The sequence below is a fragment of the Capnocytophaga sp. genome (assembly GCF_030532915.1).
GTDB lineage: Bacteria > Bacteroidota > Bacteroidia > Flavobacteriales > Flavobacteriaceae > Capnocytophaga.
In genome coordinates, this window is the sequence record NZ_JAUNKD010000026.1 from 1 (window position 1) to 23,857 (window position 23,857).

Consider the following 23,857-nt stretch of genomic DNA (forward strand, 5'->3'; position numbering starts at 1 on the left):
GCGATTGGAAGCAAATCAATGACCCGAAACTGAAAATAGGATTTTTTGAAGGGCAGGATGAAGGGCAAATGTACTCTTTGAAAAATTCTCCAATGATGGTCAAACGTTATATAGAGTATTTCCGTTGCACAAGAAAACGAAGAGGCACAATACATTCGGATTCCGATAAAGTTGACGTTTATGCGGAAAATATTGAAATTGGAGGAAAAAAATATACTAAAATTGAAATAGAATTTTTAGGAAAAAATAACCAAGAGTTTAAAAATAGTTTTTCACCAAAAGACTATCAAAATGATAGCAAAGAAATTGACAATAGCTTTACCAATAAAACTATTGTTACGCTGGGAAAAACCATTCGGTTTACGTTGTATCCTAAAAATAATTTTGATTTGATAGGTTATCTTTATTCAAACGACAAGTCGCATACAGAAGCTATCAAACGAGATTTTGTGAATTTTGTCAATAAAAAGACTGAAAAAGAGGTTGTTGAATACGTCAATACAATAGACGTTTGTACACTTTCAGAACTTGATTTTGAACCAATAAAAGAAGCTCTGATTGTATTGACTAAAAATGCTATTGATAAAGATAAGTCCGAAGCAATTCTAAGATTGATAAGTTCTATTTCTGAAAAGGATTATTCTGACTTTTTCGCTCTATTAGAAGCAAATAACAATCAAATAATCAAGAAGTTAATTAACGACCTTAATGACGCCATTGTTGTAGGGAACAATTATTATAGCCAATTTGTTAATACGCTGGTTCAGATGTTTGTTTCTAACCCAAATACTTGGTTATGGAAACTTCCAAAAGATGAAAATGCTGTTGCTGAGTATTTTACAAATCATTATTTAAGAAGAACTGAAGTCAAAATAACCAATATTGAAGAATTAATTAATGGAAATTCTCAAATTATCTGGCAAAGTTTTTACTATGACAAAGAAACAGGAAACATTACTATTCAGCAAAATGTAAGTAAAATACAAGCCCTTGGGGGGATAAATGGCAAAGTGGCATATGCCCCAGCAGGAGCTCCTCAACTATTGAATAACACACAGGTTAGCCCTCTGTCGCCGGTTTTGTTTGATTATAGCCAAGGCGAAATACAGCCGATTAAAATATTGTTAGACAATGCCGGATATAGTACCGGTGATTTGGGGATTGTTCCGGCACTATTTTTGCAATTTGGATATGATAAGATAAAAGCAAAAACGATTGAAAAAACAACCTTATTGGCATTAAACGGGCTTACGATATACGCGCAATTGCCTGCGGTGATACAGGGAGCCACAATGACCAAAAGACTTTGGGCTGCCGCCGAAGTAGCCGCTGCTGTGGGGGATATTGTCGTAAATACTGCCAATGTGTCTCCTGAAATAAAACAAGTTGTAGACACCTACAACTTGACAATGGGTGCCATTGGGCTTAAAAATTTAGGTAAGGGTGTTGTTAATTTTAGCAAAGGGTTAAGCAACGATATACTTGTAGCGTTAAAAGAAAATAAAGGTTTACGAAATTTTCTGACAAACAAGTATTTAGAGTACAGGATTGCTATTACCAAGCTTAAAAATACTGATGAATGGGGAAAACTTTCACCTAATGTACGAAAAGAAATTGTACAACAAGAAAAAACATTTATAGAACTTGCCGATGCTCGTAACATCCCTAATGATAATTGGGGAATAAAAGGTGTCTTTATCAATGGGAAAACAAGTGAAGATATTTTAAGCATCCCAAAAGGACAAAGACCAGCCCCTGAAACTTATTTAAGTGCAAGTTATATAAGGGAGCATTTGGCTAAGTTTGAGAAAGAGGGAGGTGCTTTTATTATAAGATTAAGAGATTTGGATAATCCTAAATATATCTCGATTGCTCCAAGAAAATTTATTGGTTTAAAAAGTGATATGGATGCCATTTTAAGTAAATATAAAAACAGTGGAAATAATTTAAATGTGTTAATTAAAGAATTAGATTTGGGAGATGATTATTTTAAATCTGGTGATGAAGTTTTTTATGTTGTTGTTAAGTCCGATAAGGGATTTAAGTTTAATATACCTGACGGAAATGAAGGAGGAGCGTATGAAGGACTATGGATACCAGGTGGATATACAAAACACGGCACAAGAGAAGCGGTTATTTCCAATTCGGCGAATTACTTCCATAATAACAATATTGAGGAATTTATTGCGATTTTTGGTAAAGATAATGTAACAAAAATAAAACAATGAATAATTATAGAAAAGCCATAGAAAAAAATGAAACAACTGATTTTTTATTAGGGAAAGGCGATTATTATATCCATAATAAAGATTATGATGATCACGATATTACAGCCACATATATGGATATTTTTAACTATGGGAAAGAGGTAGGAGAGATAAAAATGTATGAACAAGTAAGTTATGATTTGTTCTCAATACTAAAAAAAAATGATCTTAATATTAATGAATACACAAATCTATTTGGTTTTATATTCTTTTATTTTAAATACAAGTTTGGCTATAAGAAACTTAAAAATGATTGGGAATTTTCTAACTCGTTAAAAAAACTTTTTATGGATTGTTTTTGTTCCTTGAAAAGGCAATATGATATGAGTAATGTTATCAGAATCAATACTATCATAAAAGAAAAGTATGATTATACATTTTTGGACATATAAATGATTTCAGAGGAAAGTTTTGCAAGTCTTAGATTGTCTTTACTTTGCATTCTGTAATAGAAGTAGTATTTTTGTTCAAAGCAGACAGAGGCGAACTATGAGCGAAGCCTTTTGTTAATGAATTTGGGACGAATGATTTATGGTTGCCGGGAGGTAAAACATCGGGAGGATATAAAGAAGCAGTCTTGTTAAATAAAAACAACTCTCTTACACCAATAATACATAATCAAAGTATCGAATTTCTTAAAAATCAATTTAAATGTGAGAAAATAACAAATTTATAAAATATGACTAATAAAGAGTTAATAAAAATATTGCAATGTACTAATACAGATTATTCTGACCCATTTGCAAAAAACTATATTTCTTGGAATGTACTTGATAAAGGATTAGAGAATAGTTTAATTTGGATTTTAAATGTCAACTCTTCCAATAATGATTGTACAATGATGGAATATCCTACAGATGAAAACTATTGGTCTATTGATTACCCAATATCATTGGAATATTATCCATATAACGATTGTGATATTTATAAGAATATACTTTACAATACTTTTTATTTCATTTACACGGAATGGGGAGGACATTCACCTGAAAGGAGATGTAGATTAATTCAAGAACATTTAATCGTAGATAAATAAAAGCTTAGGGAAGGATACTCCCAAAGAATTGAATTTACGAATCTCTTCTGGAAATGAAGGAGGTTCAAACGAATTATGATTGCCTGGAGGTCTTTTACCAAAAGGATATAAAGAGGCTATTATTGATCGAATTCCAAAAGGAAAATATACAGAAAATTTAGTAGAAATAAAATGAAACAAGAAATAATTAAAAAAAAATGGGATTATAGCTTTTATATAGAGGACGATAAATATATTCTATCCGTGATTTGCGGTAGTGTTGCATTATATGAAGTTAAGATACAATTAAATTTTAAAGAAATAGAAACTTTTAATGTAGAAGGAGAAAGTTACATAATTAAACTAGTTAAGGAGATTCAATATTCCCCCAGTAAGTTTACTCACAGAAATATTATGTAATTACAACATTTAAGAAATTAGATGTTCCTATTAAGTAGTTACAAGGAGGAGAAGTAATGAGAATTGATTTTAAGTTATCTGATAAATACAAAGTAGAGATGCCTTGTGGAAATGAATTTGGAGCTAATAGTCTTTGGCTTCCAGGAGGCAAATTGCCAGAAGGAAATCTAGAAGCAATTATAAGAACAGAAGGAATGGTAAAAGATATTAATTATGTAATACAAGGATATAAATTAGAATATTATGGGAGAAATCAGAGAATTATACGTAAAAAGATGGGACTATATTTTATATGAAATTAATGAAAAAAAAATATTAACAGTAATGTTTTTTTCCTCTTACATTGATTATGCGAGAAGCTTCTATTTGAAGGAGGAAGAACTTAAATTGAATTATGATGAGTTATCTATTCTTGCAGAAAAAATTAGATTTCATTATGATAATTATAGGGATAGAGAAATTATTCCTCCTATCCAATAATAAAAGAAGTAGAATTTATAACATCTACTAGATGAGATGGTTGCAAGACATTTAGAGTGGTAAACATTAACCACAAAACTTGATAACCTAACCAATGCCGAAAAACAACTCATCACCCAACACGAAAAGATTTGGAAAACGTTATTAGGGATTTTACCTAAAAATACTTATTTATACAACCCTAATATGGCTGAAAATGTACGAAATGCCATAACAAATTCAGGGGTAAGTATGGAAAAGTTTGTAAATGTAAATTACAAAGTCTCTCACAGTATGGCAAGTGCTCGTTGCGACGTATGATAAGACGGAGAAAAACGTAGTGGTTGCCAGTGAGGAGATACTCAATAACAATTTAAAACGACTTAGGTATAAAACCTTATTAATCAAGCGACTGACTTTCTTGGGTTGACACGCGCAACATTTCGGCGTATTCATCAGGGGTTAAATTTCCGTAGTAGAAATGAATCGGGTTGATATGCTCACCGTCTTTGATAATTTCATAATGCAAATGCGGCGCTTGTGAACGCCCCGTATTACCGACAAACCCAATGAGGTCGCCCCGCTTTACCTTCTGCCCTACTTTGACATTGTAATCGTGTAAATGAGCGTACAAACTCACGTAGCCGTAACCGTGGTCGATGCGTATGTGCTTTCCGTAACCCGATGAGGCATCGTCAGCCCGCGTTACCACACCATCGCCGGAAGCGTAAATTGGCGTACCTTGCGGAGCGGTAAAGTCCATTCCGTTATGAAATTTACGCGCCTTTGTAAAAGGGTCGCTACGCCAACCAAAACCCGATGCCATCCGTGTTAAATCTTTATTATCAACCGGTTGAATTGCCGGAATGGAAGCCAAAAAGTTTTCTTTTTCTTTTGATAGTTCTGCAATTTCGTCCAACGATTTGGATTGTATCACCAATTGCTTTTGCAAAATTTCCAAACGCTTGGTGGTGCTGATAATCAATTTTGAGTTTTCAAAATTTTCCAAATGCTCATAACGATTTACCCCTCCAAATCCGCTTTTGCGTTGCTCCTCCGGAATCGGAGCTGCCTCAAAATAAAGCCGATACATATTATTGTCGCGCTCTTGAATATTTGCCAGCACCTCTTCCATATGCTCCATTTTTTTATTCAAAATCCGAAAATTGGTTTCATATTGCTTAATTTCACGTTGCAACGAAACCTCCCGCGGGGTATAAAAAAATCGGGTATTGACCATCAAAAACATCGCAATCGAACCAAAAAGAGCCGCCGCCACCAAAAATAAAAGGGCATTGCGCACTTTGGTGCGTTTGCGTTTTATGATTCGTTTGTATGATAACGTTTCCGGGTCGTAATAATATTTTATTTTCTTCATAACTCTCGGTTGAAAAGCAAATTCGGCAATAAAAACGGATATAAATCCTGTGATATCACATCTAAAAAATCACCGAAACGACAAAATTAAAAATTTTTCAGCACAAAAATGCGTATTTTGCAAATATTTTTCACTCCTGTAACTATTTTCATACGAAAAGTGTGTCCTGATAAAATTCCCATCGCAAAAAAATATAACGCATTGGCATCGTAATTCTTAATAATTATTTCTATTTTTGCCGAAAAAATTTACTAAAATAAGATTAACACATTCTTTTACTTCATCAAAAGAACGCAATTCTATGACGTCACAAGAAATTAGACAAAAATTTTTAGATTTTTTCCAAAGCAAAGGGCATACCATTGTGCCTTCTGCCCCGATGGTTATCAAAAACGACCCCACTTTGTTGTTTACAAATGCGGGAATGAACCAATTTAAAGAATATTTTTTAGGCAACGGAAAGCCCACCAGCAAACGCATTGCCGACACTCAAAAATGCTTGCGTGTTTCAGGTAAACACAATGATTTAGAGGAAGTTGGAAAAGACACCTATCACCACACGATGTTCGAAATGCTCGGCAACTGGTCGTTTGGTGATTATTTTAAGAAAGAAGCCATCAGTTGGGCGTGGGAACTGCTTACCGAAGTGTACAGAATCCCCAAAGACCGACTCTATGTAACTGTTTTTGAAGGAAGTAAAGAAGACAACGTGCCTTTCGACCAAGAATCGTACGACATCTGGAAAACCCTCATCGAACCTGACAGAATTCTGTTAGGAAACAAAAAAGATAACTTTTGGGAAATGGGCGACCAAGGTCCTTGTGGTCCTTGCACCGAAATTCACGTTGATATACGTTCCAATGACGAACGACAAAAAATCTCGGGTAAAGACTTGGTAAACAACGACCATCCGCAAGTGATTGAAATCTGGAACAACGTCTTTATGGAGTTCAACCGAAAAGCCGACGGTTCACTCGAAAAATTGCCCGCTCAACACGTGGATACGGGTATGGGCTTCGAGCGACTTTGTATGGTCTTGCAGGGCGTGCAATCCAATTACGACACCGATGTGTTTACGCCACTGATTCACAAAATTGAGGAAATTACCCAAAGTAAATACGTCGTAGGAAACAACGTGTCAGCTGAACAAGAGCAAATTAACATCGCTATTCGGGTGATTGCTGACCATATTCGGGCAGTGTCATTCGCCATTGCCGACGGGCAGTTGCCATCCAACAACGGAGCGGGTTACGTTATTCGTCGTATTTTGCGTCGTGCCATTCGCTACGGGTTCACCTTCCTCGGGCAAAAAGAACCTTTCATCTATAAATTGGTAGAAACCCTTGCCCAACAGATGGGAAAAGTCTTCCCCGAAATTGAAAAACAACATTATTTGATTGAGAACGTAATCCGTGAGGAAGAAACCTCGTTTTTGCATACGCTGGAACAAGGTTTGCTGATGCTCGACGTGATGATAAGCAACATAACCAACAAGCAACTATCCGGAAGTAAGGCGTTTGAACTTTACGACACTTATGGTTTCCCTATCGATTTAACGGCACTTATTCTTTCCGAAAAAGGACTTACGTTAGACGAAAAAGGATTTGAAGAGAATTTGCAAAAGCAGAAGGAACGTTCACGTGCCGCCGCTCAAATCAAAGCCGACGACTGGGTAGTTTTACGTGATGATGAAGACGAAGAATTTATCGGTTACGACACCCTCGAAGCCGTTGTCCGACTGGTGAAATACCGCAAAGTTGAAAGCCAAAAAGACGGAACGTATTACCAATTGGTTTTCAACACCACGCCTTTCTATCCCGAAGGTGGCGGACAGGTGGGCGACAAAGGAACGCTACATTCCGCAAATGGTGAAGTTACCTATATTTTTGACACCAAAAAGGAAAATAATCTCATTATCCACATCAGTGAAACCCTGCCGAGCAACGTAAATGACCCGTTCAAAGCGGAAGTTCACCCGATGACGCGTTCGCTTACGCAAGCCAATCACACGGCAACCCACCTTTTGCACCAGGCGTTGCGTGAAGTGTTGGGAACGCACGTTGAACAGAAAGGCTCACGCGTAGATGCCCGTTCGCTGCGTTTTGATTTTTCGCATTTTGCCAAAGTAACCGATGAAGAAATTGCCGAGATTGAAAAGCGTGTCAATGAGCGTATTCATCAGCAAATCAGCCTGCAAGAACACCGCAATATCCCGATTCAGCAGGCGCTCGACTCCGGAGCGATGGCACTTTTTGGCGAGAAATACGGCGACAAAGTGCGTATGATTCAATTTGCTGATAGTAAGGAACTTTGTGGCGGAACGCACGTTAAAAACACATCGGACATTTGGTTCTTTAAAATAATTTCGGAAGGTGCCGTAGCTTCGGGCGTTCGCCGTATCGAAGCCATTACCAAAGAAACCGCCTTGGAATACTTTAAAGAACAGGAAAATATGGTAAAAGAGTTGCGTGTACTGCTCAAAAACGCACAAGACCCTTTGAAAGCCGTATCGCATTTACAAGCTGAAAATCTGCGTTTGACCAAAGAAATCGAGGAATTGAAACGTCAGCAGGCAAAAAACCTAAAATCGGAACTTAAATCGGAGTTTAAATCTGTAAACGGAATCAATTCTTTAATAAAACGATTGGATTTAGACCTTGCTTCCCTCAAAGATTTGGCGTTTCAGTTGGGGAATGAAGTCGAAAAAACGTTCATTCTTTTCGGAGCTACACAAGAAGCGGGTAAAGCGCTGTTGTTGTGCTACATTTCCAAAGATTTGGTAGCCGACAAAGGTTTAGATGCCGGCAAAATTGTTCGCGAACTCGGGAAATACATACACGGCGGCGGCGGCGGGCAACCTTTCTTCGCAACGGCCGGCGGTAAAAACCCTGACGGCATTGCTCAGGCGCTTGAAAAAGCCGAAGAATATATATAATTATCTGATACACAAACTAAAAATGGTTTGAAATTTATTTAAACAATAATTTCAAACCATTTTTTTATAGATTGTCATTTAAACAAGTTCAAACTCTCAAACTATCTCAAACAAAAATCCTTAATATCCCACCTTTTGACGTACTCTTTTCAACACTTCGTTGGCGGCTTTTTGAGCTTTTAAGGCTCCTTCTTGTAAAATTTGCTCCAATTGGTCGAGATTTTGCATATAATAATCGAATTTCTGACGCGGCTCAGCAAATTTTTCCAACAGAAGTTCGTAAAGAGCCTGTTTGGCGTGTCCGTAACCGTAATTTCCGCCTTCGTAATTGGCTCGCATTTCTCGGGTTTGCGCTTCTGAGGCAATCAATCGGTACAAAGCAAAAACGTTACACGTATCCGGATTTTTAGGTTCTTCCAGAGGCGTGCTGTCGGTTTGTATGCTCATCACTTGCTTGCGTAATTGCTTCTCAGGCAAGAAGATATTAATGAAATTATTGCGTGATTTGCTCATTTTTTCGCCGTCAGTTCCGGGGATTATCATTATGCGTTCTTCGATTTTTGCCTGCGGAAGTACGAAAGTTTCACCCATTTGATGATTAAAACGCGAGGCGACATCGCGAGTAATTTCAAGATGTTGCAATTGGTCTTTCCCGACAGGAACTATCTCAGCATCATAGAGTAAGATGTCGGCAGCCATCAGCATTGGATAGGTAAAAAGCCCTGCGTTCACATCTTCAAGTCGGTCGGCTTTGTCTTTGAACGAATGGGCGAGCGTAAGCCGTTGGTACGGAAAAAAACAACTCAAATACCAAGCCAATTCGGTGGTTTGCGGAACATCGCTTTGGCGATAAAACACGATTTTTTCAGTGTCCAACCCGAAAGCCAACCACGTAGCTGCCACGCTATACGTGTTGGAACGAAGCTCTTCGCCGTTTTTGATTTGCGTGAGCGAGTGCATATCCGCAATAAATAAAAACGATTCATTTTCAGAATTTTGAGCCATTTCCATAGCGGGTAAAATCGCTCCTAAAATATTCCCCAAGTGGGGCGTTCCGGTACTTTGTATACCTGTTAAAATTCGTGCCATTTGATATTGTTTTTTCTGTCAAAAAATTAAAGCGGGACAAACTTACGAAAATATTTTCACTTTTTCCTATCTTTGTAACTTTATCAATTTATTTTAAATATGAGACCATATATTTTAGCCGAAACCAACTGGAAAACCGTTAAGGAAACGAATTATTCCGTTGCCGTTTTACCGTGGGGCGCTACCGAAGCCCACAATTACCACCTGCCGTATGCCACTGATATCATTGAATCTGAATGCATCGCCGCCGAATCAGCCCGCATTGCGTGGGAACAGGGCGCCAAAGTGATTGTCTTGCCTGCCATTCCCTTTGGTGTAAACACGGGGCAAGCCGATATTAAGCTCGACATCAACATCAATCCCAGTACGCAACTTATCTTGCTGACGGACATTGTTGAGACACTCAGCCGACAAGGAATTTACAAACTGGTGATTCTCAATAGCCACGGCGGAAATGACTTCAAACCAATTTTACGCGAATTGGGCTTAAAATTCCCAAAAATGTACATTTCGTTATGCAATTGGTTTCAAAATTCGGAAAACAAACACTTTTTTGACGAGGTGGGTGATCACGCCGGCGAAATGGAAACCAGCCTGATGATGCACTTACGTCCGCAATGGGTACTTCCGCTGTCAGAAGCCGGTGACGGAGCCGAAAAAAAACACAAAATCACTGAATTTACCCAAGGATGGATGTGGGCAGAACGCCAATGGAGCAAAGTTACGGCTGATACGGGCATCGGCAATCCCAAACGCGCCACTGCCGAAAAAGGAGAACGCTATTTCAAGTATATCACCGAAAAAATCGGAAACGTGTTGGTACAAATTGAAAAATTAGACGTTGAAAATCCGTACGCATAACGCAACTTTCCTTTTTTTTGACTACATTTGCCCAAAACAACCCCGAAGCAATTTATTTTTTTGCTTCTTTAAAAAATGACATTTTGAAAAAAAAATTATTTCTTTTAGATGCTTATGCATTGATATTCAGAGGATATTACGCCTTTATTAAAAACCCTAGAATCAACTCCAAAGGGCTGAACACATCGGCGATTTTGGGTTTTATGAACTCGCTTTTTGATGTGATAAAAAAAGAAAGACCCGACCATTTGGCGGTGGCTTTCGACAAAGGCGGCAGTGTGGCACGTACCGAAATGTTCACCGAATACAAAGCCAATCGCGAGGAAACTCCCGAGGCGATTCGCATTGCCGTGCCTTATATTCATCAGATTTTAAGTGCATTACATATTCCTATCATTGAAAAAGAAGGCTACGAAGCCGACGACATCATCGGAACGCTTGCCAAACAGGCTGAAAAACAGAATTATCTGGTGTATATGGTAACGCCCGATAAGGATTACGCCCAATTGGTTTCGGAAAATATTTTTATGTACCGCCCTGCCCGTAGCGGAAATGATGTTGAAATTTGGGGTGTGGAGCAGGTTCGTGAAAAATTTGAAGTGCAATCGCCTGAACAAGTGATTGATTTTCTGGGAATGATGGGCGATGCCGTTGATAATATTCCGGGACTTCCGGGGGTGGGCGAAAAAACAGCCAAAAAACTCATTGCCGAGTTCGGAAGTTTGGAAAATCTGTTGGCAAACACCGACAAACTCAAAGGCAAAATGAAGGAAAACATCGAAAACAATGCCGAAAAGGGAATTTTATCCAAAAAGCTGGCAACCATTATGTTAGATGTTCCCGTTACGTTTGATGAAACCGATTTTGAACTCTCAAAACCTGATTTTGAGTCTGTTAGTAAAATTTTTGAAGAACTGGAATTCAGGCAGTTACTTCAAAATTTTATGCGAACATATGCCGCTCCTCAAACCGTTTCCGCCCCGAAAACAACCGTTGCAGGCGAGCAAATGGATTTGTTTGCCACACAGGGCGATTTGTTCGCACAAGGCGGAACTTCTTCCAAAAAAACAATCCAAGACACACCCCATCACTATCAATTGGTTGACACGCCGATGGCTCGTAAAATATTAATACAGAATTTATTACAACAGAAAGAAGTTTGTTTTGACACCGAAACGACCGACCTGAACAGCCTCAACGCCGATTTGGTGGGCATCGCCTTTTCGTGGCACAACGCAAAAGGATATTACGTTCCGTTTCCTGAAAACAGAAATGAAGCCGCGATTTTGCTTGAAGAATTTCGACCTTTCTTTGAAAATGAACAAATTACAAAAATCGGGCAAAACCTAAAATACGACATCAAAGTGTTGTTCACTTACGGAATTAACGTGCAAGGCGCTTTGTTTGACACGATGGTGGCACATTACCTCATCAATCCGGATATGCGTCATAATATGGACGTGCTGTCGGAAACATATTTGGGCTACACGCCCGTTTCCATCGAAACGCTCATCGGTAAAAAAGGGAAAAATCAGCTTTCAATGCGGTCGGTTCCGTTGGAAGAACAAAAAGAGTATGCCGTTGAAGATGCGGACGTTACGTGGCAACTTAAAGGCATTTTTGCCGAAGAACTCAAACGGGTAAATGCTCAATCAATTTACTACGATTTGGAAGCTCCGCTGGTGAAAGTGCTTGCCAAAATGGAGCAGGAAGGCATTAATTTGGATATTTCGTTCCTGAAAGAACTTTCTAAAAAATTAGATGAAGATATCGCTTCGTACGAAAAAGAAATTCTGTTGGCGGCAGGTGAGGATTTTAACTTGGCGTCACCCAAGCAGTTAGGTGAAATTCTGTTCGAGAAATTAAAAATCGATAAAAAACCTAAAAAAACCAAAACGGGGCAATACGCCACATCGGAAGAAGTGCTTTCGTATTTTGCTGATAAACACAAGATTGTAGCCGATATTTTGGAATGGCGACAGCTTCAAAAGTTGAAGTCGACCTACATTGACGCACTTCCTAACGAAGTAAACCCAAAAACGGGGCGGGTGCATACCACCTATATGCAAACGGTTACCGCCACGGGGCGTTTGAGCAGTAACAACCCGAATTTGCAAAACATTCCTATCCGAACTGAGCGTGGGCAGCAAATCCGTAAGGCGTTCATTCCCAGAGATGAAAATCACGTTTTGCTGGCAGCGGATTACTCGCAGATTGAACTGCGCATCATCGCCGCATTGAGCGAAGAACAGAATATGATTCAGGCATTTTTAAATCGTGAGGACATTCACCGCTCAACGGCTTCAAAGGTGTTTAATGTTCCGATTGAGGAAGTTACGCGCGAACAACGAAGCCACGCCAAAACGGTTAATTTCGGGATTATTTACGGGGTATCGGCTTTTGGATTGAGCAACCAAACCGACCTCTCACGCTCTGAAAGTAAGGAACTTATCGAGACGTATTACGCCACGTATCCGAATCTTCGGAATTATATCAACAAACAGATATTTTTTGCCCAACAAAACGGATACGTAGAAACTGTTTTAGGCAGAAGACGTTATTTGCCCGACATTCATTCACGAAATCAAGTAGTTAGAGGTGCTGCGGAACGAAACGCCGTGAACGCTCCCATTCAGGGAAGTGCCGCCGACATCATCAAAATAGCGATGGTTCGCATTCAAAATCGGTTGGAAAAAGAGCAATTTGCCACCAAAATGCTGTTACAAGTACACGACGAATTGGTGTTTGACGTTCCTAAAACGGAATTGGAAAACGTGCAAAACGTTATCAAACACGAAATGGAAAACGCTTTTCAACTTACTGTTCCTCTGGTAGTTGATTTAGGAATCGGAACAAACTGGCTGGAAGCACATTAGGATATTTTATAGAATTTCACGGATACGCAAACCTTCAATAGTTCAAAATAGCGTATCCGTGATTTTTTTTTGAAGTTTCAAATAGAGCTCTTTTATATTTTACAAAAAAATAGTAGTTTTGCGTCCGAAAAAAAACAAACCACAGAAGAGTACAAAGCACTATGAGCTACATCAAAGCCATTTCCACATATTTACCCGATAATGTGATTACTAACAATGACATTGTTACACGCTTCCCCGAATGGGACGACCAAAAAATATTGAACAAAATTGGCGTGAAACAACGGCACGTATCAAGCCCCGATGAATTTGCTTCTGACCTTGCCACCAAAGCCGTGGAAAAGTTGCTTGCTGAGTACTCAATTGACAAAAACAGCGTTGATTTTTTGATGATTTGCACACAAAGCCCTGATTATGCGATTCCTACAACGGCTTGTTTGGTGCAACAACGCGTGGGGCTACCCACCTCCTGTGGGGCACTGGATATCAATCAGGGGTGTTCGGGTTATGTGTATGGTTTGTCGCTTGCCAACGGACTTATTGCCAGCGGAAATTTCAAAAATGTAGTGCTGGTTACCACCGATACGTACTCAAAATACATTCACCCTGACGACAAGGGGAACATCAGCATTTTTGGCGATGCTGCTACCGCCACGCTTATCAGCAACGAAGGTGCTTACCGCATCGGAAAGTTTACCTTAGGCACCGATGGCAGTGGTCAAGATAGTTTCACCGTGAAAGGTAGCGGTGTACGAGGCAGAACCTGCCTTCCTTCTGATAAAACAGATGATTTTTTACAGATGAAAGGCGGCAAAATGTTCAACTTCATTGTGAAATATATTCCGCCTGTGGTGCATCAAAATATTCAAGACAATTCACTGCAATTCAACGAAATAGATTTGTTTGTTTTTCATCAGGCGAACACGCATATTTTGAACAAATTACGTGAAGATATGGCAGTTCCGCACGATAAATTTGTGCTGGAAATGCTTGAAGTGGGCAATACGGTATCTTCAACCTTACCCATTGCGCTGAAAAACCACCTGAAAAACCGAACGACAAAATTCTGTTAGCCGGCTTTGGAGTGGGATATTCGTGGGGCGTTACCTGCATTTTTAAAGAACAGCCACTACCGTAAAAACTACATTTTTGCAAAACGCCTTGCAAAATCGGTTACTTTTTGCCAATTGGTGTATTCTATTTCTGTTTTGGAATTTGTTGGACCTTTGGTAATGAGCATTATAAGGCGTATGAGTTGGCGGTCAAGAAAATTATAGATTTTGTAATTTAATTTTCCGGCAAAAACTTCGGTTGCGGTGGGCTTCCATTTGATTTTATTAAGGAATTTAACCACATACGGATTGGAATGCGCCTGACTTTTTTCGGGTTTGCGCGCTACCAAATTCACTGAAATAAAAACTGATTTCTTGCGGTTTAGAAGTTCATAATTTTCATCAATCAGTTTTTCAATATCCTGATTATGTTTACCATAACGAATACTCGAAGCAATGATGATTTTGCCATAATCAGCCAAGTTTTTATTAAAATCGGTTATTGAAATCAATTCAACTCGTTGCTTTTCAGTAAGTAACGTTGTTTGGATATGCTCACATATTTTTCGGGTTTGCCCATCTACCGAAGCGTAAATAATGAGTGATTTTTCCATCGCATTAATTTTTATCGGTTTGCCATTGGTTTATCCAAACGGCTAAGGCACGCACCCACGCATCGTCATCATTAAGGCACGGAATCATTTTGAATACCTCACCCCCGTTGTGCAAAAAGTCTTCACCGGCTTCCATTTCAATTTCTTCAAGGGTTTCAATGCAATCTGCCACAAAAGCGGGTGTGATAACGGCTAACTTTTTAACGCCTCCTTTAGCAAGCTCCACCACCCTGTCGGAAGTAAACGGCTCCAACCACTTATCAATTCCTAATCGGGATTGAAACGATTGTGAATATTGTGTATCTTTCAAGCCAAGCGCTTCGGCTAATTGGCGTGTCGTTTCAAAGCAATGCGTTCGGTAACAGCGCTTTGATTCTTCCGTTTGGGGCTGACAGCAATACTCGGTATCTACGATTTTTTTGTGATTGGGCGTAGGAACGGTTTTTCGTAAATGCCGCTCGGGAACGCCGTGATACGAAAAGAGCAAATGGTCAAAATCAAAACCTTCCAGATGTTTTTTAGTTACCTCTGCCAATGCCTCAACATACTGCGGGCGGTCGTAAAAAGCAGGGAATTTGGTGAGTGTGAGTCCTTTAAATTTGGTCTGAACGAGTTTTTCGGCAAGCACTTCGATAGTCTCGGTAGTTGCCATTGCATATTGCGGATACAACGGCAAAAGCAACACCTCTGTAACCCCTTTGTTTTGAAGCTGTTGCAATCCGTATTCAATACTCGGATTTCCGTAGCGCATCGCCATTTCAACAGGAATAGAAACTTTGTTTTGCAACTTTGAAACCAATCGTTGGGTAATGACAATCAGGGGCGAACCTTCGTCCCACCATATTTTTTTATACGCCTTTGCCGTTTTTGGGGGGCGAGTTCGTAAAATAATCCCGCGAACAATCAGGCTACGCAGCCAGTACGGGAAATCAATAACCCGTTCGTCCATCAAAAACTCGTCCAAATAATGTTTAACATCTGCTACCTCCGTAGAATCGGGCGACCCCAAATTCACTAACAAAACTCCTTTTGACATATTTTTTCTCTTTACAATAATGCAAGAGGCAAATGTATGATTTTTTTTGAGATTTTTTTAGTTTTATGTGAAAAAAATAATCAAAAACACTAAACTTGCTTCAAAATTTTCCCCGCATTGCGTCTGCGTACTGCTCCATCATCAAAATGTAAAAAACACATACAATATCGGTAATTATGCAGAAAAAACATCTTTAATAGAATTTTCTTTTAGTTTTGATTGCTTATTTTACGTTTTCAAATAGAAGCAATCAAAACATATTTTTCAACTTTTTTTACTTTTATTTATGAAAAAATTTACAAATTTCGTTTTAATAAAGGAAAATAATCGTAACTTTGCATTCCTCTAAAAAAGAAAACAATTTTAAATTTAAAATATGATGAATACGTTAAAAAAATCGATGCAAACAGCGGTAGGCTTGGGTTTCCTTACCGTTTTTGCAAGCGGATTTTGGACAAGTTCTGTCTATGCAAAGACTGATGGTTTGTCAGTAAAGACAACGTTTTTTCAGCAACAAACCAAAAAAATTAGCGGAGTGGTAACCGACACCAACGGAGAACCGCTACCCGGGGTAAACATCGTTGTGAAAGGTACTTCGGTGGGAGTTGTTTCCGATTTTGACGGGAATTTTGAAATCAACGTGCCAAGCGACAAAACCGAACTGTTATTCTCCTACATTGGTTTTAAAAGCAAAACTCTGACTGTTACCCAAGCCCGTAGCGGCATAAAAGTGGTTCTTGAAGAAGAAATCCAACAGCTGGAAGCCACCGTGGTTACGGCACTGGGTATCAAACGCCAAGAAAAAGCCCTCAGTTATAATGTGCAACAGGTAAAGTCTGACGAGCTCACACGCGTGAAAGACGCTAACTTTGTAAACAGCCTTAACGGAAAAGTAGCCGGTGTGAACATCCAACGAAGTTCTGCCGGGGTAGGAGGAGCTACCAAGGTAATTATGAGGGGAGCCAAGTCAATCTCAGGTACGAATAACGCTCTTTATGTAGTTGATGGTATTCCGCTTAACAATGCTTCTTCTGCTTCAAGTGGAGGAGATAACGGAATTGTAGGTGGCGGGGAAAGTATTTCCGATTTTAATCCGGAAGATATAGAAAGTATAAACATACTTACGGGTCCATCAGCCGCAGCACTTTACGGAGCCGCAGCAGCCAACGGTGTTGTTATTATTAATACCAAAAAAGGAAAAGAGGGTAAAATGGTAATCAACGTCAATTCAAAAGTAGAGATGTTGCAGCCTTTTATTACTCCTAAATTTCAAAACACATACGGATATGACGGTGAAATGAGCTGGGGCAAGAAACTTGACACCCCTACGTCATACAATCCGATTGACTTCTTCGGAATAGGAGTAGTGCATAATAATTCGGTAGATTTTTCAGTAGGATCTGCACAAAATCAAACATTTGTATCATTTGCTTCTACGGATTCAGAAGGAATTATCCCTACCAATGGTTACTATCGTCATAATTTTACAGGACGAAACACAACCAATTTTTTAGACAATAAAATGCATTTGGACATTTCGGCAAGTTATATTTTGCAAGGAAACCAAAATATGTACTCACAAGGGGGATGGTTTAATCCGCTTACTTCGTTGTATCTCTTTCCGAGAGGATATAATTTTGATGAGTTGAAAATTTGGGAGCGTTGGAATCCGGATAGAAAAATCCACGAACAATATTATCCCTTCGTAAATAACCCATCGAATGGTGTGGTAAAAGAAAATCCGTATTGGAATATCAATAGAGAATTATTTACTGATAAAAGAAAAAGAAGTATGTATGCGGCTTCTTTAACTTATGACCTTTTAGATTGGTTGAACATTGCCGGTCGTGTGCGCGTTGATAACACACAAGGAGAAACCGAAATGAAAGCCTATGCCACTTCGGCAGGAGCTTTGGGCATCGGAAAAAGAGGGCATTGGCGTTATGCGGTTAAAACTATCAGTCAGACCTATGCCGACTTAATGGTCAATATCAATAAAAACATAGGTATATACACTGACAAAAATGGAGCAGAACGCAATCTTTTGAACGTTACCGCCAATATAGGTACTTCTTATGACGATAATTTGGAAAAAACAATTGGTCATAGAGGCGACTTGCACATCACACCTAACTTTTTCGCTTCCGGAAATCTTGACCCAAGAGGAGGAAAAGTACAAGGACATAGCCACGCGCGTAACATAGCCGTGTTTGCCAGTACAGAGCTTGGCTGGAAAAACCGACTATATTTAACACTGACAGGGCGTACTGACTGGGCTTCTCAATTGGTTAATACGCAAGATGAAGCAATATTTTATCCGTCTGCGGGACTTTCGGCAGTAGTTTCAGAATATGTGAGAATGCCGCAATGGTTTCCTTTCTTGAAACTCAGAGGTTCATACACTGAGGTGGGTTCGCCCATTTCTAAACAAGGTTTCACACCCGGAACAAGAACCTTTGGTTTTACGGGAACAGGAATTGACCCCGATAGAGATTATCCATTCCCGAATTTTACGGCAGAGAGAACCAAATCATACGAGGCAGGGCTTAATGCAAAATTCTTCAACAACGCGCTAAGTCTTGACGTAACTGTTTATAAATCAAATACATTTAATCAGTTATTGTCATATAGTTTGCCGGAATCAAGTGGTTACAGATTATTGTGGTTACAAGCGGGAAATATTGAAAATAAAGGTATTGAAGCCGCATTGAGTTTTGAAAAAGATTTTGGTAAATTTGGTTGGAACAGCACGGTTACTTTTACCAGAAACAAAAACCTTGTTAAAGAATTGGCGCGTAACTATCTAAACCCTGTTACAAATCAATATTTTGACATTACCGAAGCGGAAGGCGTTCGTGAAGGACTTTCAATGACTGCCTTGATTACGGACAAAATTCTAAAAAGAGGTGCAAACGGGCAATTAGTAGAAACGCAAGACGGAAAAGCGTACGAAATTGATAACACCAAAGAATATCTCATCGGAGATTCTTCTCCGGAATTTACCTTAGGCTGGCGAAATGGATTTAAATTTGGCAAGAATTTATCGTTTGATATGCTAATTTACGGTCGTTTCGGTGGCGTAGTTCAATCTCGTACACAAGCGTGGCTTGACCTTTACGGAGTTTCCAAAACAACTGCCGACGCGCGCGATGCCGGAGGGGTAGTGATTGATGGAGTAACGTATGACCCGCAAAAATATTACTCAACCATTGCTTTCGGAGGTAACAGCTTGCCAATGTATTATTCGTATGACGGAACTAATGTCCGAATTCAAGAAGCATCCATTACTTACCGAGTACCTGTTGAAAATTTATCAAGCACCCGATGGTTAAAATCATTAAGTGTTTCAGTAACAGGATATAACTTGGCAATGTTGTACTTATCGGCTCCATTTGATCCGGAATCAACTGCCAATACCAATCATTTCGGAAGCACCGCTGATTTTTTCAGAATGCCTTCTTTACGCAGTGTAGGTGTTGCAATTAAAGCATCACTATAAGTTTAATTTTTAATTGAATAACAAATGAAAAAGTCAATTATTATAGGGGCATTATCTCTTGCAACGGTGGCTTGTACCAAAGATTTTGCCGATATAAATACGAATCCAACCCAACCAACGGCAGAAATAGCCGAAAGAGATGCCGTAAATATTGCGGGATATTTGGGAACACTTCAAAATCAGATAATTCCGACAAGATTGATTGGAGGTACAAATGCTTATCAGACCTCTATCAATATGATGGGAGACAGCTACATAGGTTATATGGCACCACCCATCAATAAATGGAATAATCAACGAACAATGATTACAGGCTATATGGCTGAGTGGTGGATGAAAAATAACTACTCATCAATGTTTAGTAACGTGATTAGTTCGTGGCGAGAATTAAAAAAGAACACCATAGATAAAGACGCTGATGACCAAGGGTTTAAGGTGGTTTATCATATGGGAATGATTTGCAGATCTCTTGCCGTGCTGCGTGCCACTGATATGTTTGGACCGCTACCGCTTAACAATCAAGGCAAAGGAGACACCAAAGTGCCTTATGACTCCGTAGAAAGCATTTACGATCAGTTATTTAATGAATTGACCGAAGCCGCTGATTTCATAACGGAATACAAACAAAGTTTCCAACTTATTGAAAACGTTAAAGAAAATGACTTCTTCTTTAATGGTGATTTGGATAAATGGGTAAAATTTGCCAATTCCATTAAATTGAGAATGGCGGTACGTATCCGCTACGTAGCTCCCGACAAGGCAGCTGAACGAGCAAAAGAGGCTTTGAAAGGAGGAGTGATGGAAAGCATTACCGATATGGCAAAATTGGAAACCAACGATAGGGTGATTATTCTTAACTGCATACAACAAATTGCCCGAGATTATGAAGATACTCGTATGGGAGCTACAATCTTGTCTTACCTTAAAGGATATAAAGATCCTCGATTGGATAAATACTTTATTCTGAATCCGATTAATAACCCAAATGGATATGAAAACCAAAAGGAATTACAAGGTATTCGTGCCGGATTTAAAGGAAAGATAGATTACCTCGGTTTTGGTTATCCGAACGTAAAGGAAAATACACCGACTTATGTTATGAAACCTTCCGAAGTGTATTTCTTACGTGCCGAAGCTAAATTATTTGGATTAACAAACGGCATCGAAAACGAAACAGACGAGAGTCTTTACACAAAAGGTATCAATATGAGCTTTTCTGAAAATGGGGTAAGTTCAAGCAATTATGTAAACAATACAAACGTGCCTGCTGAATACGTTGACCCCGTTGACCCTAATAATTCACAAGCAGCACCTTCGAGTGTTACGGTTACTTACTCAGGAACGGAAGAACAAAAGTTAGAAAAAATCATTACCCAGAAATATTTGGCAATTTTCCCTGACGGGCACGAGGCTTGGACGGAGTGGAGAAGAACCACTTATCCGCGTCAAATAAAACCTGTTGAATATCTCTCTGATGCCACTCACGGCAATACCATTATGTCTTCTGACGGACGTACAAAGGGTGTGAGACGTGCCATTTATCCACAAGCTGAATATGTGGGTGAAAACAGAGAGAACTTACTCCAAGCACTGAATCTGCTCGGAGGTCCCGATGATTGTAACACACATCTGTGGTGGGATGCAAACCCAAATGCAAAATAATAAAAAAAACTAAGATAAAATGAAAAAAAATATTATAAACTTAATCTTACTACTACTCATTGGAGTCAACACAGTGGGTTGTGTTAAAAATGAGCCTTTGGATTTAGAAAAAGATGTAACAAAGCAGCTTTCCGAAGAAGCCAAGGAGAAAGAGAGTGAAGAGAAAAAATTGCAAGATCAAGCTACGGCAGAAGAACAAAAGGCTTGGGATGCTTATTACAAAATGCTTCGCGACTATAAACAAAAGGCGTGGAAAGGGGAAAAACCCTTTGTGTATTACTTCTATTCAGGTTGGTCAGCCGTTGACGGAATTGACAAAACCTGGTTGCAGGCCTTACCTGACACTTTAACTGCAGTATCCATATGGGGAGGCTTTGGAAAAGAACCGGATGAACTTACTAAAAATCAGGTATATGACATACAAATGTTCCGACAAAAAGGAGGTTCAGTGTTTACTTGTTACCAAGTTTCTAACGTAGGATTGGGGTTACCCGGTGGTTTGGATGCTTTTACGAAAAAGTATGGCAGAGATCGAGCTGCTGAACAAGAAACCGAACGCGTAAAAATATATGCTCGTGATTTGGCTCGTCATATCATAGCATTAGATTTTGATGGTTTTGACATTGACTGGGAACCTACGGTAGGAGACCACCGAGGAGGCTATGCTGAATTTGCAGGAAGAGGGGCTTACAATACCAACGGATATCACGCCAATATGATTACCTTTATCAAAGAATTGGGTAAATATTTCGGCACTAAATATACCGGAGAAGAGCGAAAAAAACATTTAAGAAATCTGTTTGATGAAAATTTTGCAGGTTATCACCCCGGAGAAAAAGATTTTATTGCCAAGTATAAACCTTATTTTGAAAAACATAATGCGGTAGATAAAAAGTTTTACCTTCTCTTTGATGGTGAATTTTTCACAATGACTGAGGAGATGGATTCGTATTTTGATAAATATGTGATGCAAGATTATGGTCGTGCAGACGAATTAGGACATTATCTTAGAGCTCAGAATGCAGGAAGTCAACCACCTAGTTATTATCCTCCTGTTACAAAAGCCTCTTCAACAGCAGAGTTTGAGAAAGGACATTTTACCGACCTAATAAGAAAAGCAAAGGTGTATAAAAAGAACAATGGAGGAGTTTCTGCCTATAAAGGGGAATTGGATATAGCAACGAATGTTGATGATATTACTTTTGTTAATTATTTGAGAAATAATAATATAAAAGGTAGAAAATACACTCGTTTTGCTTGGACACGTGAGGCTATACGCATTATGGATCCGCGTTCGCCCGAAGACTATAAAGATTTTAAAGAGCAATTTATTATCAGAAAACCATAAGAATAGAGCAATGAAAAAATTATATATTTTAAGCGTAATGGCATTACTTTCACTGGGTTGTGAAAAATTGCCTACTCCCGATAGTAATTTTGGTTCGGGGAATCCGTATTATCAAATTGCTTTTTTAGAAAACAAAAGTGTAAATGACATACGGGTAAAAGACGATGAAGGAAGTTTGCAAGATACTGAAATTAAGGTGCGTATAGCCAACCCGATGAGCAAAGACACTTACTATCGAGTGAGTGTGGATGAGAATTTATTGGCAGCGTTTAATCAGGAAAACCAAGTAGATTATCAAGGGCTTCCGTCAGAAAATTTTGAATTGAGTTATGCAGTTGATAAAAAATCTCAACCAAAAGTAGGTACTTCTCTTGATATACTTGTTCCGGCAGGAAAAGTAATTTCTACCGGAAAACTTATTTTAAAAGTGAAGCCTATGAAAGATGCCCAAGGGCGGTATTTTCCTATTCATAATGTTTATGCATTGATGTTGAAAATGACCCCTACCGGAGGTAAAACTATTGCGCAAGAAGATAGAAAATCATCTCTTTTTGTGGTTCGTCGGTCTTTTCAAACTCCGGTAGCTCATTGGATGGGAGGTGCTTTTCACGCCATATATGGCAAAGACACCGGCGACCAAACAGAGGACAAAAAAGATTTGGTTAAAGAAGTAGAAGTTGACGAGTGGACAATGCAGTACTCTTTTACGCTTAAAGCTCTTGTTAACAACTGGGGGTTGATGTATGAAAATCCGCGACACAATACCCATTCATTACTTTGGAATACGGTGCAAAGCAACGGTAAATTTCTGCTTCGTTTTGGGGCTGCGGCGACCTTAGACTTTAATACCAATAAAGGTAAAAACTTTAAGTTTGAGCCATCGGGCGATAACCCAACAGCTGATAAATGGTACCATATGGCGATGACTTACAAAACTATTGACGGTCGTCCTTATCTAAAAATTTATGTAAACGGAGAGTTGATGTTTGATTCGCCATCGCCTGTAATTGTAAGACAGCTCCCCATAGTTTGCTTCGGGAATGGCACTACCAAAGGATATGTTAGAGAAGTTCGTTTTTGGAGTAAAGCTTTAACACAAGGACAAGTGATTGCTACTCAATATTTTGCAAAACCGGATTCTGATGGCTTAGAATTGTATTTGCCTTTTAATGAAACTCCTTATGAAGACGTCCAAGAAGATGGTCAAATGGTGCGACGCATTAAAAACGCTTCAACCAATCCAAATAAAAAATATACTGAAAAATGGTATGTAAATAAACAAACAAGCGGATATAGATACCCAAGTGTTGATTTTAATAAAGTAGTAGAATTTTAAAAATAGTAAA

Annotated in this window: 16 protein-coding genes and 1 pseudogene; 13 read left to right on the top strand and 4 right to left on the bottom strand. The window is 39.0% G+C overall.

The features are described 5' to 3' along the window. From Q4D72_RS08695 to Q4D72_RS08715, 5 genes and pseudogenes are all read left to right on the top strand, one after another. Positions 1-2,228: pseudogene (locus Q4D72_RS08695) on the top strand (hypothetical protein); the annotation flags it as partial. Continuing rightward, entirely contained in the window at positions 2,225-2,659 is a 435-nt protein-coding gene (locus tag Q4D72_RS08700; protein WP_303077447.1) for a hypothetical protein, read from the top strand. The pseudogene Q4D72_RS08695 and the gene Q4D72_RS08700, both read left to right, overlap by 4 nt. Before the next feature lie 287 nt (positions 2,660-2,946). Then, positions 2,947-3,303: a hypothetical protein gene (locus tag Q4D72_RS08705; protein WP_303077448.1), complete on the top strand. Its 357-nt coding sequence runs from the start codon at positions 2,947-2,949 to the stop codon at positions 3,301-3,303. 171 nt (positions 3,304-3,474) lie between these two features. Further along, positions 3,475-3,702, top strand: a complete 228-nt coding sequence (locus Q4D72_RS08710) for a hypothetical protein (RefSeq protein ID WP_303077449.1) — start codon at positions 3,475-3,477, stop codon at positions 3,700-3,702. 56 nt (positions 3,703-3,758) lie between these two features. Then, positions 3,759-3,998, top strand: coding sequence for a hypothetical protein (locus Q4D72_RS08715; RefSeq protein ID WP_303077450.1), 240 nt, complete (start codon positions 3,759-3,761; stop codon positions 3,996-3,998). Between the two features lie 563 nt (positions 3,999-4,561). Here the strand turns inward: Q4D72_RS08715 and Q4D72_RS08720 are convergent. Next, positions 4,562-5,539 (bottom strand): M23 family metallopeptidase, encoded by a 978-nt coding sequence (locus Q4D72_RS08720; protein WP_303077451.1) that lies wholly within the window; start codon positions 5,537-5,539, stop codon positions 4,562-4,564. A 301-nt stretch (positions 5,540-5,840) separates the two neighbouring features. Between Q4D72_RS08720 and alaS the strand changes: the two genes are divergently transcribed. Beyond that, complete coding sequence (gene alaS / locus Q4D72_RS08725) at positions 5,841-8,474, top strand: alanine--tRNA ligase (protein WP_303077452.1); 2,634 nt, start codon at positions 5,841-5,843, stop codon at positions 8,472-8,474. Between the two features lie 120 nt (positions 8,475-8,594). Here alaS and trpS read toward each other — a convergent pair whose 3' ends face one another. After that, the gene (gene trpS, locus Q4D72_RS08730; RefSeq protein WP_303077453.1) at positions 8,595-9,563 is read right to left on the bottom strand and encodes a tryptophan--tRNA ligase; all 969 of its coding nucleotides are present in this window, start codon (positions 9,561-9,563) and stop codon (positions 8,595-8,597) included. A gap of 99 nt (positions 9,564-9,662) precedes the next feature. Between trpS and Q4D72_RS08735 the strand changes: the two genes are divergently transcribed. The 3 genes from Q4D72_RS08735 (at position 9,663) to Q4D72_RS08745 (ending at position 14,373) form a co-directional block, all read left to right on the top strand. After that, positions 9,663-10,424, top strand: coding sequence for a creatininase family protein (locus tag Q4D72_RS08735; RefSeq protein ID WP_303077454.1), 762 nt, complete (start codon positions 9,663-9,665; stop codon positions 10,422-10,424). A gap of 83 nt (positions 10,425-10,507) precedes the next feature. Continuing rightward, positions 10,508-13,300: a DNA polymerase I gene (gene polA / locus Q4D72_RS08740; protein ID WP_303077455.1), complete on the top strand. Its 2,793-nt coding sequence runs from the start codon at positions 10,508-10,510 to the stop codon at positions 13,298-13,300. Between the two features lie 161 nt (positions 13,301-13,461). Beyond that, positions 13,462-14,373, top strand: a complete 912-nt coding sequence (locus Q4D72_RS08745) for a ketoacyl-ACP synthase III (RefSeq protein WP_303077456.1) — start codon at positions 13,462-13,464, stop codon at positions 14,371-14,373. Positions 14,374-14,441: 68 nt separating this feature from the next. On the opposite strand, the gene hemG is transcribed toward Q4D72_RS08745, so the two are convergent. Together hemG and hemH are read right to left on the bottom strand one after the other, a co-directional pair. Beyond that, complete coding sequence (gene hemG, locus Q4D72_RS08750; RefSeq protein WP_303077457.1) at positions 14,442-14,966, bottom strand: menaquinone-dependent protoporphyrinogen IX dehydrogenase; 525 nt, start codon at positions 14,964-14,966, stop codon at positions 14,442-14,444. Positions 14,967-14,970: 4 nt separating this feature from the next. Next, positions 14,971-16,002 carry a ferrochelatase gene (hemH, locus tag Q4D72_RS08755; protein WP_303077458.1) on the bottom strand — a complete coding sequence of 344 codons (1,032 nt, stop codon included), beginning with the start codon at positions 16,000-16,002 and terminating at the stop codon, positions 14,971-14,973. Between the two features lie 376 nt (positions 16,003-16,378). Between hemH and Q4D72_RS08760 the strand changes: the two genes are divergently transcribed. From Q4D72_RS08760 to Q4D72_RS08775, 4 genes are read left to right on the top strand one after another with little or no spacing between them, the layout of a single operon-like run. Beyond that, entirely contained in the window at positions 16,379-19,501 is a 3,123-nt protein-coding gene (locus Q4D72_RS08760; protein WP_303077459.1) for a SusC/RagA family TonB-linked outer membrane protein, read from the top strand. A gap of 24 nt (positions 19,502-19,525) precedes the next feature. Continuing rightward, positions 19,526-21,163 carry a SusD/RagB family nutrient-binding outer membrane lipoprotein gene (locus Q4D72_RS08765; protein ID WP_303077460.1) on the top strand — a complete coding sequence of 546 codons (1,638 nt, stop codon included), beginning with the start codon at positions 19,526-19,528 and terminating at the stop codon, positions 21,161-21,163. Between the two features lie 19 nt (positions 21,164-21,182). Beyond that, positions 21,183-22,511, top strand: coding sequence for an endoglycosidase (locus tag Q4D72_RS08770; protein WP_303077461.1), 1,329 nt, complete (start codon positions 21,183-21,185; stop codon positions 22,509-22,511). Positions 22,512-22,521: 10 nt separating this feature from the next. After that, the gene (locus tag Q4D72_RS08775; RefSeq protein ID WP_303077462.1) at positions 22,522-23,847 is read left to right on the top strand and encodes a LamG-like jellyroll fold domain-containing protein; all 1,326 of its coding nucleotides are present in this window, start codon (positions 22,522-22,524) and stop codon (positions 23,845-23,847) included. Positions 23,848-23,857 lie beyond the last annotated feature (10 nt).